The organism is Natronococcus occultus SP4 (assembly GCF_000328685.1).
Classification (GTDB): domain Archaea; phylum Halobacteriota; class Halobacteria; order Halobacteriales; family Natrialbaceae; genus Natronococcus; species Natronococcus occultus.
Genome location: NC_019974.1, coordinates 270,251 through 286,560 on the forward strand (window position 1 = coordinate 270,251; position 16,310 = coordinate 286,560).

Annotated in this window: 17 protein-coding genes, 3 tRNA genes and 2 pseudogenes; 14 read left to right on the forward strand and 8 right to left on the reverse strand. The window is 64.2% G+C overall.

All coding sequences use genetic code 11. From position 1 onward, the window contains the following. Window positions 1–89: 89 nt before the first annotated feature. Window positions 90–508, reverse strand: a pseudogene (locus NATOC_RS23245) (CopG family ribbon-helix-helix protein). Between the two features lie 103 nt (window positions 509–611). On the opposite strand from NATOC_RS23245, the gene NATOC_RS01270 reads away from it, so the two are divergent. From NATOC_RS01270 to NATOC_RS01290, 6 genes are all read left to right on the forward strand, one after another. After that, window positions 612–1,817, forward strand: a complete 1,206-nt coding sequence (locus NATOC_RS01270; protein ID WP_015319599.1) for a GTP-binding protein — start codon at window positions 612–614, stop codon at window positions 1,815–1,817. Beyond that, on the forward strand, window positions 1,818–3,077 hold the full coding sequence (locus NATOC_RS01275; RefSeq protein ID WP_015319600.1) for a CobW family GTP-binding protein: 1,260 nt from the start codon (window positions 1,818–1,820) through the stop codon (window positions 3,075–3,077). 52 nt (window positions 3,078–3,129) lie between these two features. Continuing rightward, the gene (locus NATOC_RS01280) at window positions 3,130–3,717 is read left to right on the forward strand and encodes a MogA/MoaB family molybdenum cofactor biosynthesis protein (protein ID WP_015319601.1); all 588 of its coding nucleotides are present in this window, start codon (window positions 3,130–3,132) and stop codon (window positions 3,715–3,717) included. A gap of 149 nt (window positions 3,718–3,866) precedes the next feature. After that, window positions 3,867–3,995, forward strand: a complete 129-nt coding sequence (locus NATOC_RS23015) for a hypothetical protein (protein WP_015319602.1) — start codon at window positions 3,867–3,869, stop codon at window positions 3,993–3,995. Window positions 3,996–4,068: 73 nt separating this feature from the next. Continuing rightward, window positions 4,069–4,143, forward strand: a tRNA-Ile gene (locus tag NATOC_RS01285). Between the two features lie 372 nt (window positions 4,144–4,515). After that, window positions 4,516–5,001, forward strand: coding sequence for a type IV pilin (locus NATOC_RS01290; RefSeq protein ID WP_015319603.1), 486 nt, complete (start codon window positions 4,516–4,518; stop codon window positions 4,999–5,001). An 11-nt stretch (window positions 5,002–5,012) separates the two neighbouring features. Here the strand turns inward: NATOC_RS01290 and NATOC_RS01295 are convergent. Next, window positions 5,013–5,569: pseudogene (locus tag NATOC_RS01295) on the reverse strand (type 1 glutamine amidotransferase domain-containing protein). Window positions 5,570–5,732: 163 nt separating this feature from the next. Further along, the gene (locus tag NATOC_RS01300) at window positions 5,733–6,008 is read right to left on the reverse strand and encodes a PadR family transcriptional regulator (RefSeq protein WP_015319604.1); all 276 of its coding nucleotides are present in this window, start codon (window positions 6,006–6,008) and stop codon (window positions 5,733–5,735) included. A 404-nt stretch (window positions 6,009–6,412) separates the two neighbouring features. Between NATOC_RS01300 and NATOC_RS01305 the strand changes: the two genes are divergently transcribed. The 3 genes from NATOC_RS01305 to NATOC_RS01315 all read left to right on the forward strand — a co-directional run bounded on the left by NATOC_RS01305 (window position 6,413) and on the right by NATOC_RS01315 (window position 9,302). Further along, window positions 6,413–7,132, forward strand: coding sequence for a queuosine precursor transporter (locus tag NATOC_RS01305; RefSeq protein ID WP_015319605.1), 720 nt, complete (start codon window positions 6,413–6,415; stop codon window positions 7,130–7,132). Between the two features lie 49 nt (window positions 7,133–7,181). Next, a complete protein-coding gene (locus NATOC_RS01310) occupies window positions 7,182–8,300 on the forward strand; it encodes an aminopeptidase (protein ID WP_015319606.1) in 1,119 nt (372 codons plus the stop codon). A 387-nt stretch (window positions 8,301–8,687) separates the two neighbouring features. Continuing rightward, window positions 8,688–9,302, forward strand: a complete 615-nt coding sequence (locus NATOC_RS01315) for a DUF309 domain-containing protein (protein WP_015319607.1) — start codon at window positions 8,688–8,690, stop codon at window positions 9,300–9,302. 64 nt (window positions 9,303–9,366) lie between these two features. Here NATOC_RS01315 and azf read toward each other — a convergent pair whose 3' ends face one another. Continuing rightward, window positions 9,367–10,125 carry an NAD-dependent glucose-6-phosphate dehydrogenase Azf gene (azf, locus tag NATOC_RS01320; RefSeq protein WP_015319608.1) on the reverse strand — a complete coding sequence of 253 codons (759 nt, stop codon included), beginning with the start codon at window positions 10,123–10,125 and terminating at the stop codon, window positions 9,367–9,369. 98 nt (window positions 10,126–10,223) lie between these two features. On the opposite strand from azf, the gene NATOC_RS01325 reads away from it, so the two are divergent. Further along, entirely contained in the window at window positions 10,224–10,586 is a 363-nt protein-coding gene (locus NATOC_RS01325; RefSeq protein WP_015319609.1) for a dihydroneopterin aldolase family protein, read from the forward strand. Window positions 10,587–10,770: 184 nt separating this feature from the next. After that, window positions 10,771–11,274 carry a DUF5790 family protein gene (locus NATOC_RS01330; protein WP_015319610.1) on the forward strand — a complete coding sequence of 168 codons (504 nt, stop codon included), beginning with the start codon at window positions 10,771–10,773 and terminating at the stop codon, window positions 11,272–11,274. Between the two features lie 27 nt (window positions 11,275–11,301). Here the strand turns inward: NATOC_RS01330 and NATOC_RS01335 are convergent, their stop codons facing one another. Beyond that, window positions 11,302–12,039, reverse strand: a complete 738-nt coding sequence (locus NATOC_RS01335; protein ID WP_015319611.1) for a creatininase family protein — start codon at window positions 12,037–12,039, stop codon at window positions 11,302–11,304. A gap of 139 nt (window positions 12,040–12,178) precedes the next feature. Here NATOC_RS01335 and NATOC_RS01340 point away from each other — a divergent pair, with 139 nt between their 5' ends. Then, on the forward strand, window positions 12,179–12,523 hold the full coding sequence (locus tag NATOC_RS01340; RefSeq protein ID WP_015319612.1) for a DUF5789 family protein: 345 nt from the start codon (window positions 12,179–12,181) through the stop codon (window positions 12,521–12,523). On the opposite strand, the gene NATOC_RS01345 is transcribed toward NATOC_RS01340, so the two are convergent. After that, window positions 12,520–14,460, reverse strand: a complete 1,941-nt coding sequence (locus NATOC_RS01345; RefSeq protein WP_015319613.1) for an ABC transporter ATP-binding protein — start codon at window positions 14,458–14,460, stop codon at window positions 12,520–12,522. The two genes, NATOC_RS01340 and NATOC_RS01345, sit on opposite strands and share 4 nt — an antisense overlap. 56 nt (window positions 14,461–14,516) lie before the next feature. Further along, window positions 14,517–15,014 carry a DUF192 domain-containing protein gene (locus NATOC_RS01350; protein ID WP_015319614.1) on the reverse strand — a complete coding sequence of 166 codons (498 nt, stop codon included), beginning with the start codon at window positions 15,012–15,014 and terminating at the stop codon, window positions 14,517–14,519. 60 nt (window positions 15,015–15,074) lie between these two features. Between NATOC_RS01350 and NATOC_RS01355 the strand changes: the two genes are divergently transcribed. Next, window positions 15,075–15,148 (forward strand) — tRNA-Val (locus NATOC_RS01355). A 237-nt stretch (window positions 15,149–15,385) separates the two neighbouring features. On the opposite strand, the gene NATOC_RS01360 is transcribed toward NATOC_RS01355, so the two are convergent. Further along, entirely contained in the window at window positions 15,386–15,832 is a 447-nt protein-coding gene (locus NATOC_RS01360; protein ID WP_015319615.1) for a DUF7344 domain-containing protein, read from the reverse strand. 212 nt (window positions 15,833–16,044) lie between these two features. Between NATOC_RS01360 and NATOC_RS01365 the strand changes: the two genes are divergently transcribed. Beyond that, window positions 16,045–16,118 (forward strand) — tRNA-Phe (locus NATOC_RS01365). The last annotated feature ends 192 nt before the right edge of the window (window positions 16,119–16,310 follow it).

The following is a 16,310-nucleotide window of genomic DNA, read 5'->3' on the forward strand; positions in this document are numbered from 1 at the left end:
CGAGCGAAAGAAGCCGGAGCCGAGACACCTTCCCGCCGGCAACCGAACCACGTCGAGCCGCGATCGGGGCGTTTGGATGCGACCGACGCTTACTGTGAACGACTCGGTCGGCCGTCGAGGAAGACGAGCGAGTCGTCGACGTCCGCGGCTCCGTCGATCGCCCACACTTGTCGACGACCGACGAGATCGTCTCGCGGTCCGCCTCGAGGACGAACAGGTCGGGGCAGTAGTCCCCGACGTGGCTGTGGTCGGTCGCCGCGACCGCCTCGTCGAACTCGTGGCGCAGCGCCGCCACACGGCGCTCGACGCTCGGCGTTCCGACGTCGTAGCGCACGTCGACCGTCCCCGCGAGCGCGCCGTCCTCGACCCGATCGTCCGTGAACGCCTCGAGTAGCGCTCGCGTGCTCTCCCGAACGACCTCGCTGCGGCCCGTGTACTCGTGTGCCGACGCGTGGGCGTCGAGCCGTTCGAGCAACTCCTCCGGCATCGAGACGCTGACGACTGGCATATGCTAAGATGGTAGGATAAATTAATAGTATTTGTTATTCAATAACGGGGACGTATATAATAACTAACCTTAACAAGCAGACGGACAACATTCACAAGTAGCTATGAGCAACGACCGCATTCCGGTGACCGTTCTGAGCGGCAGTCTCGGCGCCGGCAAGACGACCGTCCTCAATCACGTCCTGACCGCCGACCACGGCCTCGACGTCGCCGTCGTCGTCAACGACATGGGTGATGTCAACGTCGACGCCGAGCACGTCACCCAGCAGTCGGATCTCGGCGGGGAGGAAGAGATCATCGAGCTGTCCAACGGCTGCATCTGCTGTCGGCTCCGGGGCGACATGCTCGACGAGGTCGGGCGGCTCGCGGACCGACGGGAGTTCGACTACCTGCTGGTCGAGTCCTCAGGGATCTCTGAGCCGATCCCGGTCGCCCAGACGTTCGCGATGGGCTTCGAGGACGCGGAATTCGATCCAACTGACACCTACGTGCTCGACACGATGGTGACGGTCGCGAACGCCCACAGCTTCTGGGAGTCGTTCGACTCCGGGGAGGCGCTGGCGGCGGAGACCCCCACCGGGGAGTCGGGCCGGGTTCCCGAGACCGTGCTCCTCGATCAGATCGAGTTCTGTGACGTCCTCCTGCTGAACAAGTGCGACCTCGTCCCCGACGACGCGCTCGATGAGATCGAGGCCGTCCTCGAGCGGCTCCAGCCGCGCGCGAAGATCGTCCGCACCGAGTTCGGGAACGTCGACCCCGACGAGATTCTTGGCACGGAGCGGTTCGATTTCCAGGAGGCGTCGAACTCCGCCGGCTGGAAACACGAGCTCCAGCACGATCACCACCACGATCCCCAGGAGGAACACGGCGTCACCTCGTTCGTCTACGAGCGCCGGCGCCCGTTCCACCCCGAGCGGATCGCACAGTTGCTCTCGGAGCTGCCCGACGAGCTGATCCGCGCGAAGGGGTTCTTCTGGAGCGCCGGCCGCGAGGACGTCGCGATGGGCGTCGACAAGGCGGGACCCTCCGTCCGCGCGGGTCCCTCCGGCCAGTGGCTCGCGAACCTCCCTGAGGCCGAACGCGAGCAGTACTTCGCGGCCCGACCCGGGCTCGAGGACGACTGGGACGAGGAGTGGGGCGATCGGATGACGCGGCTGGTCTTTATCGGCCGCGAGTTCGACGACGAGACGCTGATCGAGCGGCTCGACGACTGCGTGCTCACCGATAGGGAGATGAACGACGACTGGTCGACGTACGACGATCCGTTCGAACCGGAAGAACGACGTGAGCTCGCGCTCGCGAACGAGTAAATGCCCGTTCCGGTTACCATCCTCTGTGGCGAGCTCGGCGCCGGGAAGACGACGCTGCTCTCGGGGCTGCTCGAGTCCGCGGACCGCGAGATCGCCGTGCTGGTCAACGACGTCGGCGAGGTCAACGTCGACGCGGACCTCGTGGAAGCGCGCACCGACCTCGAGACCGGCGACGAGGTCGTCGCCCTCGAGAACGGCTGTATCTGCTGTAGCCTCGGGAGCGAGCTCTCCCGGGCCGTGATCCAGCTCTGGAAGGAACACGAGTTCGACCACCTGGTCGTCGAAGCGTCGGGGGTCGGCGAACCGGAACCGATCGCTCGGCAGTTCGTCCGCGGCCCCGCGGGCGGTCCCTACGATCTCGAGGCCGTCGTCACCGTCGTCGACGCGCGGCGGTTCCACGATCGGTTCGCCGACGGCGACGACGTACCGGTCCAGCAGGGAGCCGACGAGGAGGGAACGCGTCCCCTGTCGGATCTCGTGCTCGAGCAGGTGGAGTTCTGTGACCTGCTCGTGGTGAACAAGTGCGACCTCGTCGACGACGAGGAACGCGAGCGAGTCACCGCTCTGCTCGAGACGCTCCAGCCCCGCGCGGAGATCGTGACGACCGAGTACGGCGACCTAGAGCCCGACGTCCTGCTCGAGAGCGAGCGCTTCGAGCTCGAGACGGTCCGGGATTCGGCGGGCTGGAAGCGCCAGATCGAGGCCGATGCCGCCGAGGACGGCCACGAACGGGACGACGATGAACACGACCAAGGACACGATCACGAACACGACCACGCTCACCCGCCCGAACGGTACGGGATCGAGGTCGAGGGCTACCACCGCCGCCGTCCGTTCCACCCCGAGCGATTCGTCGAGTTACTTCGCTCGCTTCCCGATGGACTCGTGCGCGCGAAGGGACTCACGTGGATCGCCGGCCGCGAAGACCAGGCGATCACGGCGAGCACTGCTGGCGCCGAAACCACGCTCGAGGTGACCGGACGATGGATCGCCAGTTTCTCCGAAGATCGACAGGAGACGTACCGCCAGGGCCAACCCGATCTCGCGTGGGACGAGGACCACGGCGATCGGGAGATCCGGCTGGCGCTCATCGGCCGCGATATCGACTGGGACGTCCTCGAATCCCGGCTCGACGACTGCCTGCTGACCGACACCGAGATGGCGGCCGACTGGAGCGACTCCGAGAACCCCGCACCGACGTGGATGGGCGAGACAATGACGGTATCGAGCACTGACGACCCGGAGGCGTCGACCCGATGACCGCACCGCTTCGGGGGCAGGAATTATCGCCCTCCGGTATGGAGGTACGCGTATGACGACCGACCGCGCAGACCGACGGAGCACCGACGACCACGGCCACGACATCATCGACCCGCTCTACGTCGGGATCGTCACGGTCTCGAGTTCCCGCGCCGCCGAGGCTGGCGACGACCCCGACGACCCCGGCGGCGACACGATTCAGGCGTGTTTCGAGGACGCGGGCCACGAGGTCCGAGAACGCGTCCTGGTTCGGGACGACTACTCCGCGATCCGCACCGCGGTTCGGAGCCTCGTCGCCCGCCAGGATATCGACGTCGTCTGCACGACGGGCGGCACCGGCGTCACGGCCGACGACGTCTCGCCCGAGGCGACGTCCTCGCTGTTCGAACGCGAGCTGCCGGGCTTCGGCGAACTCTTTCGGTCGCTGTCCTGGGACGAGGTCGGTACCCGGGCGATGGCCTCGCGGGCGACCGCGGGGATCGCCGTCGACACGCCCGTCTTCTGTCTCCCCGGGAGCACGGGTGCCTGTAGTACGGCCTGTGAGGAGTTGATCGTCCCCGAAACGCCCCACCTCGCGGGGCTGGCGACGCGCCACCGCGAGGGCACGACCGAGCAGACGCTCGACGACTACGAGGACTGACTTCCTCCCACGACTGAAGTCGTGGGTGTTCTCCTCGAACCTCTGTAACGCCTCTCGTCCCGGTGTTGTTATTTCGAAGGCGCTCGCTAGCAGCCGTCGGAACGCCTGAAATAGCTCTTATTGGTGCTCGGGTCTCAGTCTTCCATGCTATGTGCCATCACTTCGAATCCGTCGACGAACTCGACGCCGAGGAGCGGGCGGACGTCCTCGAGTCCCACAGCGACGAGGAGCTCGAAGCCGAGCTAAGTGAGGACGAACTCGAGGCCCTGACTGCGTAGTCGAACCATCGCTTTTTCTCGGGCAAAACAGACAGCAAGCGTTAACTATTGTGACCGGGTTCGTTCGACTCAAGGGCCCTTAGCTCAGTCTGGTTAGAGCGCTCGGCTCATAACCGAGTGGTCGATGGTTCGAATCCGTCAGGGCCCACGTATCTCGCGGCGAACAATCCGTGAGCCGCGAGTACGGGATCGCTGGCGGTTCGAACCAGACTGAGGTTCTGCGAGTAACGCGAGCAGGTTCTCAGGCGAGGTTCGAATCCGTCAGGGCCCATCGATTCTGTGAGGGCGGCGAATACTGCGATCAACGGTTCGACTCGCTTCGTCCGGAGCTCGAATCCCTCTGTCGGTCCCGTGACCGAGCGCCAGTGTTCGACTCCGCCATCGTTACGGCTGAATTATATATGCCATAACGCGGGTAACTGCTGGCGATACCGTGTTCGACAGCCGAGGACGCAACGACCGGCGAGATCGCGCTCGCCGCGTTCGAGTCGTCCCGCGGCCGTCGGCGCGCAATACAGCTATGCATTCGAACGCATCTACGCAGAACGGACGGAGTAGTGACACCGAACGAGCGGTCTCGCCGGTGATCGGCGTCGTCCTCATGGTCGCGGTAACGGTCGTCCTCTCGGCCGTGATCGCGGGGTTCGTGATGGAGATGGGCGACGGGATGGAGGATTCGCTGGAAGCGACGGGCGCGGCGTCGTTCGATTTCGACGCGGACGACGGCGTGATGACGGTCTCGCTGGTCTCGGAAGGAAACGCCGACGAATGGGAGATCGTCGGTGATGTCGAGGACTCTCCGGTGACCGAAATTAACGGGGCAGGCGAAGCCGTGACTCTTGCCTGCTCCGACGACACTGGCAACGACGACAGCACCGACGGCGAAAGCAACGAGGAGCTTACCGCTGCCGAGACCGGAACAATAAGCGTCACGGCCTCGATCGACGGCGGTAGCTCGACCGTCATCGGCGACACGGAGTACGACTGTAGCGATGTAGCCGACTAACGGTCGCGTCGTCAGTCCTCAGCCGCGGCGAACTCCTCGAGCAGCGTCTCGCAGAACGCCTCGAGATCGTCCGGGTTGCGGCTGGTAATCACGCCGTCGTCGACGACGACCGCCTCGTCGACCCACTCGCCGCCGGCGTTTCGAATATCTGTTTCGAGGCTCTGATAGGAGATCAACGTCCGTCCGTCGACGACGTCGGCCTCGACCAGCACCCACGGACCGTGACAGATCACGGCGACAGGTTTGTCCGCCGCGAGGTGCTCCCGGAGCAGGTCGACGGCGTCGTCGTCCGTCCGGAGAGTGTCGGCGCCGACGGTTCCGCCGGGAACGATCAACGCGTCGTACTCGTTGGCGTCCTCGAACGTCCGATTGACCTCGTAGCTGCCGTCGGATTCGAGATCGTTGTTGACGGTTTCTGCTCGCCGGTCTCGGAGCTCAGCACGTCGACGGTTGCGCCGGCGTCCGTAACGGCGTCTCTCGGTTCGGTGAACTCGACCTCTTCGCTCCCGTCGGGTGCGAGGAAGATTCCGACGCTCACACCTTCGAGTTTGGCAGTTTCGCTTATCAGAGATGCCGTCGGCTCCGAGACGGACAACCGTTGGACCTGCCGTTGCAACCACTGGCCGGTCGCCGTGTTGCCGGGAGCCGCTTCGCTGTTCGGCCCTTTGCCAGTCGCCGATCGGCAAGGCTGCCGCTAGCTGTCCTCCGTGGCCGGAACTGCGGCCCGTCGACTAGGTATCGACGTACTGCGATTCCCAGTCGCGGCGCTCTTCGATCGCCTCGTGACCGTTGTCGCTGATCGCGTAGTAGTTCGTTCGTCGATCGAGCTCCCCTTTCTCGACGAGTTCCTTGTTGACAAGGGTGTCGAGGTTCGGATACAGTCGCCCGTGGTTGATGTCGCTACTGTAGTAGGTCTCGATCTCTTCTTTGATATCCTGGCCGGATGGTTGGTCCGCCCCTGCGATTACGTACAGGAGATCTCGCTGGAAGCCGGTCAAATCGTCCATACTTTACCTATCAACCCCTACCAGAAACACTCTATTTGTTATCAATCACGTATTACGTCTGTTGCAGCGGTTGGGGAGGCACTAGGCCGTTTGCAACTGATGTGATGGTACCTATACGCTCCGTAACCGGTCGGTACAGCGAGCGTTTCGTGATTTATCCGTGGCTGGGATGAAATCCGGAGAGAACTCCCAAAAGCGTCGAATACGGCATCTCGGCCTTCGAAACAGTCTGTTAGTAATGTTTTATCGACGTTGCAGATGGTTCGATAGTCGAGACAGTCCATAGTAATAGAATTGTACCGAATATATTCGGTATCCTGGACGGTACCGGTCACCACGGTGGGGAATCGGGGAACGGGGACGAGACGGCACCGTTTAGCCCCCTGGTCCGCGAGACCGAATATATGGACGACCGCCGTGCGACACCGTCGATCGCGCAGGTTTCGTTGATCGGGCTGTTCGTCGCCGTGCTGGCTACCGCGCAACTGACCGCTTCGAAGGTGCTCGCGTTCGATCTTCCCGTGTCGTTGCCGGTAACCGGAGCGGAGCTTGTCTTGCCGGGCGCGGCGCTTGCGTACGCGCTTACCTTTCTGGCGAGTGACTGTTACACCGAACTGTACGGACGCCGTGCAGCCCAGATCGTCGTCAACGTCGCGTTCGCGTTGAACTTCGTGGTGCTGGCGCTGGTCTGGTCGACGATCGCGGCGCCGGCCGCCGAGACGAGCGTCGACCCGGACGCGTTCGCGACGGCGCTTGGCGCCTCGACGAACGTCGTCCTCGGAAGTCTTCTCGCCTACCTCGTCAGCCAGAACTGGGACGTCTGGCTCTTTCACCGGATTCGAGACCGAACGGGTCGGAAGAAACTCTGGTTACGAAACCTCGTCTCGACGGGCACCAGCCAGGCGATCGATACCGTCATCTTCGTCTCGATCGCCTTCGCCCTCGCACCAGCCGTGCTCGGCGTCGGCGAGGTGCTCCCTCTCGAGGTGTTGCTCGCGCTGGCGGTCGGCCAGTACCTGCTCAAACTCGGGATCGCGGTCTTGGACACGCCGATCGTCTACGCCGTCGTCTCGTTCGTTCGCTCGCGCGAATCGGCCGACACCGAGGAGGCCCACGCCGCGTGAGCGTCGACCCGAGCGGGAGGATTTAGTAGCCGGCAGCTAAGCCACCGATATGGACGAGCGAATCCGTGAACACGCTGCGGTGCTGGTCGACTGGAGCGCCCGCGTCGAGGACGGAGACGACGTGGTCCTCTCGGCCGGTCCCGACGCACACGAGCTGGCGGTCGCCGTCGCTGAGGAGCTGGGCGAGCGAGGCGCGAACCTGCTCGCGACGTACAGCTCCGGTGAAATCACGCGCGCGTATCTGACGGCCCGCGACGACGAGGACGGCTTCGAGGAACCCGCCCACGAACGGGCGCTGCTCGAGGCGGCCGACGTCTACCTCTCGCTGGGCGGGGGCCGGAACACGAGTGCGACGGCGGACGTCCCGGGAGAAACCCGACAGAAGTACCGCAGCGCCCGAAAGGCGGTCCGTGAGGCGCGATACGATACGCGCTGGGTGTCGACGGTCCATCCGACCCGATCACTCGCCCAGCAGGCGAACATGAGCTACGAGGCTTACCGGGAGTTCGCCTACGACGCGATCCTCCGGGACTGGGAGTCCCTCGCCGAGGAGATGGGGCGGCTCAAGACGCTACTCGACGAGGGCTCGGCGGTTCGACTCGTCTCTCAGAACACCGATCTCACGATGCGGATCGACGGCCGAACCGCCGTCAACAGCGCGGCGTCGGTCGCGTACGACTCCCATAACCTCCCGAGCGGCGAGGTCTTTACCGCGCCGTACGGTACCGAAGGCGTGGTCGCCTTCGACGTCCCCATGACGATCCGCGGCGAGCCCGTCGAGGACGTCCGCCTCGAGTTCGAGGACGGCGAGGTCGTCGATCACACCGCCGAGCGAGGTGAAGCGGTGATCGGGGACGTCCTCGAGACTGACGCGGGCGCGCGGCGACTGGGCGAGCTCGGCGTCGGAATGAACCGCGGCATCGACCGCTACACGGACAACATCCTCTTCGACGAGAAGATGGGCGAGACCGTCCACCTCGCGGTCGGACGGGCCTACGACGCCTGTCTGCCCGAGGACGAGTCGGGCAACGACTCGGCGGTTCACGTCGACCTGATCACCGACGTCTCCGAGGACTCCCGTCTCGAGATCGACGGCGAGGTGGTCCAGCGAAACGGCCGGTTCCGCTGGGAAGACGGATTCGAGTCCGAAGACGGTCGGAGCCGCTGAGAGTCGGGCTGGCCGATCGGCCACCCGTCGTGCGATCGGTGTCCCACCCGGGTCAGTTACCCCGTCGAGACGGTCTGACGTCCTCCCACGACGTCAGTCGTGGGCGTTCGCACCGTTCAGCGGGTAACTCCCCCCTATCAGTCGTTAGGGACCTGTTATCATCGTTATCTCCCCGGGAGACGGGGGAAGCAACTGCATAATAAAACCCGATCCCGACGTTCGTTCGAGTACCGCCATAACCGGTGGCGGAAGTAACCGGTTGGGGCGACCGCTGCACGTCCCGATCTCCGCTTGTCACAGTTGTCTGCCCGCCCCGCCGGAGGCGGAACGTATCCGGCAACTCACCGCTTCCGTGACGTTGACACCCCTCGAGAGTCTACGCTAGGTATGCGCGATCGGATCCGGGCCGGAGCCGCGATCTACAACGACGGCTACTACCACGCGGCACACGACGCCTGGGAGGAGCGCTGGCTCGAACTCGAGGACGGTACCGACGACGAGCGACTGCTCCACGGGCTGATTCAGTTCACCGCCGCCGTCTACCACGCTCGCAACCGCAACTGGGAGGGGGCGGTCGGGCTCGCGGACAGTGCTCGCGAATACCTTGCCGCGGTGCCGTCGGACTACCGGGGCCTTCGGCTCGACTCGATCCGTCGGGCGCTCGCGGATCTCGCTGCGGATCCCGCCGTCCTCGAGCGTCGTTCTCCACCGTCGATTATCCACGAAAACGGGGTGCCGAGACTCGCGGCTCTGAATCTCGACGAAACGGCGATCGCTGCGACCGTTCTGGCCGAGGAGTTCGGATTCGACCCGGAGCCGATCGACCGCGCCCGGACGTACGCGCGACGGGATCTCGATGCCGGCGAGGACGACAGTCGGTTCATCTCGTTGTTGTTCGATTTCGTCCGCGAACGGGACCACCGCGGGCTCGTCTACCGACGGCTGAGCCAGCACGCCGACCGACGGCGCGCTCGGGAGAACGACGTCGAGGGGCTGTTCTGATCGAGGATGGGACTTACACGAGGTACAGGCGAAAGCCCACGACGTCAGTCGTGGGATGAAGCCGTCACACCGAGTCGTCGTCAGCGTGTTCGGCCGAGTTATCTCTGGGTTCGTAGCCAAGCACCTCGCGGGCGCGGTCGATCGAGTAGTACTTTCGGTCGTTGTCGGAGATGCCGTAGACGATCTCGTAGCCGTAGTCGGCCTGGATACAGCGATCGAACAGGTGCGCACAGTCACGGTAGGAGAGCCACATCGCCTGGCCGCGCTCGTAGTCGATCGGCGGATGGCCCTTCGTGAGGTTTCCGATACGGACACAGACCACCGAGAGGCCGTACTCGTCGTGGTAGTATCGTCCGAGCGACTCGCCGGCAGCCTTCGACACCCCATAGAGGTTGCCGGGCCGTGCCAGCTCGGAGCCGTCGAGCAGGTAGTCGTCGTCCGAGCGGTACATTTCGGGCGTTCGCTCGTCGGTCTCGTAGGCACCGACGGCGTGGTTCGAGGAAGCGAACGCGACCTTCTCGACGCCCGCGTCCGCGGCCGCCTCGAAGACGGTCTGGGTGCCGTCGATGTTGTTCGTTAGAACGCTGTCCCACGGCGCTTCCGGGCGCGGATCGCCCGCGAGATGGACAACGACGTCGATTCCTTCCATCGCCTCCCGAACCGTCTCCTCGTCGGTGATGTCGCCGATGACGAACTCCCCCGGCTGGTCGTCGGTCGGCGGATCGCGGTCCATCAGGCGCCACTCGTGGTCGTCAGCGAGGCCACCGAGGATGGCCTGCCCGACCCGCCCCGCAGCCCCCGTTAACAGGACTGACTGTGCCATTCGTTCGGTGTGAGGGAAAGCGTCGGTAAGTAACGTGCGGTTCGCACCCGTCCGGAGCTACCGCAATTCCCTTCCTCCCTGGCTCCGAGCTACCAGGTATGTCGGAGGCGACACACACGGACGCGCAGGCGGCGTGTTTCGAGGCCGGGATCAAGTTCGGGACGCTGTACCACCAGTTCGCTGGAACGCCGGTCGCGCCCGAGAGCGCGGCCAGCCTCGAGACGGCCATCGAGGAAGCCATCGAGAACCAGCCCTACTGTACGGACGCGACCGTCGAGATCCGACGCGGGGAGCTCGAACGCGAACTCGCCGCCTCGACCGCCGAATACACGGAACTGACGGGCCGGTTTCTCGAGGTCGAGATCGTCGTCGACTACGAGGGCCATGAGGTCGTCAGCCGCATGGAGATGGAGGACGGCTACCCGTTGATGCGGCTCGTCTCGGTCCGCGACGCCTCTTGAGCGCCGCTCTCGATTCGCCTGCAGTCGTACGGACGCTCGGAACGACGGTCCGTTCGACCCCGTCGCGTTCGGGGCATTCCTTTCGAAGTTCGATCCCCGTTCGGTCGGTATCGGCCCATCAGTGCCCGTTTTCACTTTCACTTTCGGGCTACCTTTTAAACACGGCGCCGGTGAAGGTGGTGACATGAGTCAAGCGACGCTCGGTGACGACGAGGAACTGTTCGGCGAAGCGGCCAGCGAGATGCGCGAGGACGTCGAGTCCTCGCTCGAGCAGGCCTGGAGCGAGCTGCCGGCGGCCGACGACGTCTGGGAGAGCGACGCCGAGAACGTCCTCGGCGTGCTCAACGGGCTCAAATCCGCGCTCGACACCGGCGACGCCGAGGCACACCTCCGTGACGCCAAGAAGTGGTACACGATGGGCCAGCGTGCCGACGCCTTCGAGGACGCCGACGACCTCGAGGCCGAGATCGAATCGCTCGAGGAGACGATCGCTGACGTCTCGGCGGCCGGCGAGCAGGCCACCGATCTCGCCTCGACGATCCCCTCGCTTCGCGGTGCGCTCCAGGAAGCCGAGTCCGAGACCGAGGACGAGGAAAGTGCGGAGACGAGCGAGGAGACGGCCGACAACGACGACGACGAGGACGACACCGACGAGACGGTGGCTGACGAGGAAAACGAGGAAGCGTAACCGTTCGCTTCGGCCCCGTCGGTGCCGCTACCGTCGCTGGGGCCGCGAGACGTCCCGCTCGGCAACGGTCTCGAGGAGCCGAACCAGGGAATCGGCCGCAAGCTCGAGCAGTTCTTCGCCCCGCCGTTCGTCGCCGTCGGTCGGATCCCCGACCACGCCATTGTCGGTAAACTCCGCCGAATCGTACGCCAGGTTCGCGTAGCTGGTCCACTCCCCCCAACCGTCGGCGGCACCGTCGCGGGCGTCCTCGAGCCGATTCTCACGGACGAGCTCCGGGTCGACGTGACGAACCAGCGACGTCTCGAGGGGACCGCCGTGGCCCATGTCGCTTGCGTGCTCGCCGACGGCCTCGAACCAGGTGTACGGGACGGCGTAGGCCTCGCTGCTCCGGGTCAGTCTGCCGCCGACCTCCCGGAGTGCGTCGATGTTTCCGCCGTGCCCGTTCACGAGAACGACGCGGTCGAAGCCGTGGTGGGCGAGGCTCTCGACGGACTCCCGGACGTAGCTTCGGAAGGTGTCCTCGGAGACCCACATCGTCCCGGCGAACTGGCGGTGTTCTTCCGCGACGCCGACGGGGATCGCCGGCGCCCGGACGACCTCGCGGTCGGTCCGTTCGAGGGCTGCGTCGGCGACCGCCTCCGCGGTCAGGACGTCCGTTCCAAGCGGCGCGTGAGGGCCGTGTTGTTCGGTACTACCGACGGGAACGACCGCAAGCTCCGTCTCGAGGTTCCGTACCTCGGTCCAGGTTGCCTCCGAGAGATGCATACCGAACGAACCGAGCGTGCGGCCATGAAACTCCCGGTAACGGGAGCGCGGAGACGGTCTCGATCGCGACGACGACCGGCAAACTGCCGTGGCGTACGCAGGGTCAACTTGTTTGCAGCGCGTGGCGTACTGTTCGAGTATGACCGACGATAGCCGCGAACTTGGAGTCGACCTGAGCGACGTCGAGGAGGACCTCGAGAGCCTCGATTACCCGGTCGAACAGGACGAACTCCTCGAGGAGTACGGCGACGAGGAGGTCGACATGGGCGAGGAGTCGGCCACCCTCGAGGAGCTGCTCGAACCGCTCAACGAGGACGAGTACCAGTCCTACGACGAGGTCGAGCAGGCGATCATGAACATGGTCGGCGACGACGCGATCGGTCGGAAAAACTACAGCGACCGGACCCCGCCCGCGGCGGGCGAGCAGCGCCAGGACGAGGGCGGCCCCGACCAGGAGGGCCAGAGCGGTCAGGAGTCGTTCTAGTCGTCGTCGGCGTCGACCTCGGTGCGGGCCTGTCGTCGCTGGGCCCGTTCGATGAACTCCTGCGGTAGCTCGTCGATCTCGCCGGCCTGTACCCCCCAGAGGTGGGCGTAGAGCCCGTCGTTCGCGAGGAGCTCCTCGTGAGTCCCCCGTTCGTCGATCTCGCCGTCCTCCAGGACGATGATCTGGTCGGCGTCCTTGATCGTCGAAAGGCGGTGGGCGATGGCGAAGGTAGTCCGGTCTTCGGTCAACTCGTCGAGCGAGCGCTGGATGAGCATCTCGGTTTCGGTGTCGACGTCGCTGGTCGCCTCGTCGAGGATCAGGATCTCCGGATCCTTCAGAATCGCTCTGGCGATCGCGACTCGCTGGCGCTGGCCGCCCGAGAGCTTGACGCCTCGTTCGCCGACCATCGTGTCGTAGCCGTCAGGGAGGTTCTGGATGAACTCGTGGGCCTCGGCCGCTTTCGCGGCCGCGACGATCTCCTCGCGGTCGGCCTCGAAGGTGCCGTAGGTTATGTTCTCCTCGACGCTCCCGTAGAACAGGAACGAGTCCTGGCCGACGTAGCCCATCGATCGCCGCAGACTCGCCAGGGAGACGCCCCTGACGTCCTGGTCGTCGATCCGGATCGCGCCGTCGTCGACGTCGTACAGCCGGAGCAGCAGTTTGAGGACGGTCGACTTTCCGGCCCCCGTCGGCCCGACCAGCGCGACGGTCTCGCCGCCGTCGACGTCGAAACTGACATCGTCGATGATGCGCTCGCTGTCGTCGTAGCCGAAGCCGACGTCGTCGTACTCGACGCGTCCCTCCCGGACCTCGAGCTCGTCGGCGTCCTCGTCGCGCTCGATGCGCCCCTCTTCGTCCATCAGTCCGAAGATACGCTCGCTCGAGGCCTCCGCGCGCTGGTACATGTTGATCACCTGGCCGAACTGGGCCATCGGCCAGACCAGCTGCTGGGTGTACATGATGAACGCGACGAAGACGCCGGTCTCGAGGGTGCCAGTAAATGGACCGGGTGCGGTTCCCGTGAACACCCAGTAGCCGCCGACGAGAAACGTCAGCACGAAGCCGATCCCGGAGATCAGCTGAAGTCCGGGGAAGAACTTGATCCGGAGCCAGATGGCGTCCCAGTTCTTGTCGTAGTACTTCCGGGAAACGTCCTCGACGCGGTCGGATTCGTACGACTCGGTGTTCGAGGACTTGATGACGTTGATCCCGCCGAGGTTGTTCTCGAGCCGGGAGTTGACCTTCCCGACCGACGAGCGAACGGCGGCGTACTTCGGCTGGATCTTCTTGACGAAGATGTAGGTGAATATCGCGATCAGCGGCACCGGGGCCAGCGACACCAGCGCAAGCTGCGGGTTGAGCCAGAACAGGAGTCCGGTGATCCCGACGACCATCACGATCAGCCGCGTCGCAGAGTTCATTCCCTCGTTCAGGAACCGCTCGAGCTGGTTGACGTCGTTGCTTAGCACCGACATCATCTCGCCGGTCTGCTTGTTGGCGAAAAACTCCATGTCCAGGCGCTGCATCTTGTCGTAGGTCGCGGTGCGGACGTCGTGTTGGACGCTCTGAGAGAAGGCGTTGAACCCCCAGTTGCGCAGCCAGTGGAAGATCGCCCCGAACGCGAACGAGCCGGCGATCGCAACGACGACGAACCAGAACTGCTCTTCCTGGGTCGTCGGTAGCCACCCCTCCGGCAACACGACGAGCGGGACCTGCTCGTGAAACGGCTGGTCGCCGAAGATCGAGTCGATCGCGACTGCGAGCAACAGCGCGGGCAACAGATCGAGCGCGCGGGCAAAGATACTCGAGATGAGACCGACGGTAACGGAGAACCAGTATGGGCGACCGAAATCGAAGATCAACCGACGCATCGGGCTCTCGACGGACTCCCGTTGTTCCTCGAAGGGATCGTCTTTCTCCCAGTCGATGCCGCTCATTGCGTTCGTCTCCGTGACCGCCGGCAATAAGAGTTCCCTACGAATCGAAATACCGATCAGTCGGCTTCCGAACCGATCTCGACCTCGTCGCCGACCTCGATCCCGGCCTCGTCGGCGTAGCCGATCGGGACCTCGAGGACCCACTGCGCCTGGCCGGTGTACTCCTGGTCGGCGCCGTCCTCGTCGGGCCCGGGCTCGGGGGCGCTGTGGATCGTCGTGATCTCGCGGTCGGCGTCGATGAAGACGATGTCGATGCCGAAGTCCATATCTCGCATCACGTAGGTCCGCTCGTCCTCGCTCCCGTGGACGAACAGCATTCCCTCGCCGTCCTCGAGCGAGTCGTGGTCGCTCAGCCCCGTGTAGCGGTCGGTCGGCGTCTCTGCGATCTCGGCGTCGACTGTGGCTTTGGGCTCGCCGTCCGCATCGAGGACGCGGACCTCGGTTCGCTCCTCGCCCCAGGGTGTTGCCACGACGCCAAGCTGGACGAGCAACAGCGCGACGACGCCGAGTGCCGCAACGACGAGCAGTCCTTTCCAGACCCGCTCGAGAGCCATACCCCTGCTCCGACTCGAGAAAGTAAAGGTTATTCGGACGGGGCGACTGGGTTCGGATGCGGGCTCGTGGTCTAGCTGGTTATGACGCGGCCCTTACAAGGCCGAGGTCGGTGGTTCGAACCCGCCCGAGCCCATTTCTCTGGCGAACAATCCGTAAGCCAGAGAAATGTCTGTGAGGACGGTTCGAACTAGCCAAGACGCGCGCAGCAAAGCGAGCACGTCTACAGGACTCGAAATCGAAGCGTCCCTGCGAGACGTTACGCGAAAGCGGGCGTCTACGTTGCCGCGTCGATTGCTGGCTCGGGCGGTCGATCCACGTCTCGCGTGTAGCCGTCCATTGGCTCGAGTAGTGCTCCCATAGGATCGGGAAGTCAGTGCTTGAGTCGCGCCACGTTCTCCCGGATCTGGCCCAGAATTCCCTCGCCGGTGTCGGCTTCCAGCGCCGAATGGAGCGTCGAGTCCTCTGGCTCGTCCTTGACGACGACCCGGAGGTACGGCTCGAGCTGTTCGAAGTTGTCCGACAGGACGACCGTATGGTTCTCCTCGTCGTGATCGACGACGCCCGCGTCGGCCAGTTTCGGTACGTGACACTGCACCGACGAGACGTAAACGCTCTTGTACTCGTTTTTCGCAACCTCGTCTGGAGGGACGTCGTGTTCCCAGCCGGCGACCCGTTCGGCTACCCGCGAGAGCTCGATCGGTCCTTCCCGTCCTCGGAGCGCGTACAGGAGGTACCGTCGTCGACGGTTTGCCAGCAGCTCGAGGATCGTGTCCGCCGATAGTTCTTGATCGTCCCGATCCGAGCCAAGTGCTTCCATAACACACTATTACCTACCGGCGCAGAAAAGGGTGTCTTGAATATCCGAAAAACCAATACACAGTGGTAAATGGACGGTATACTCGGCATTATTCTCTCCATTACTGTCTGTTCATTTCTATTATTCCGAATTGGGTAGACGAGATTGGAAGTTAATCGATCTCGATCTCGATTCGAAATCCTTTTTTATACCATGGACGGAGATAGAGGTAGGCCGCCTTAGCTCAGACTGGGAGAGCACTCGACTGAAGATCGAGCTGTCCCCGGTTCAAATCCGGGAGGCGGCACTTCTGTTGCGAACAACGACGACGAGCGCGGCGAGTCGTCTGTGAGCAGTAGAATACACCCGGAGGATTTTGAACCCTGGAAGTCATGGCCCGGGAGCGCAGCGTAGCGAGCACCCCGGACTGTCTTCCTCCGGTTCAAATTCGGGAGGCGGCACTTCTCACGACGACTGATCTCGTGAGTGCTATCTGGAC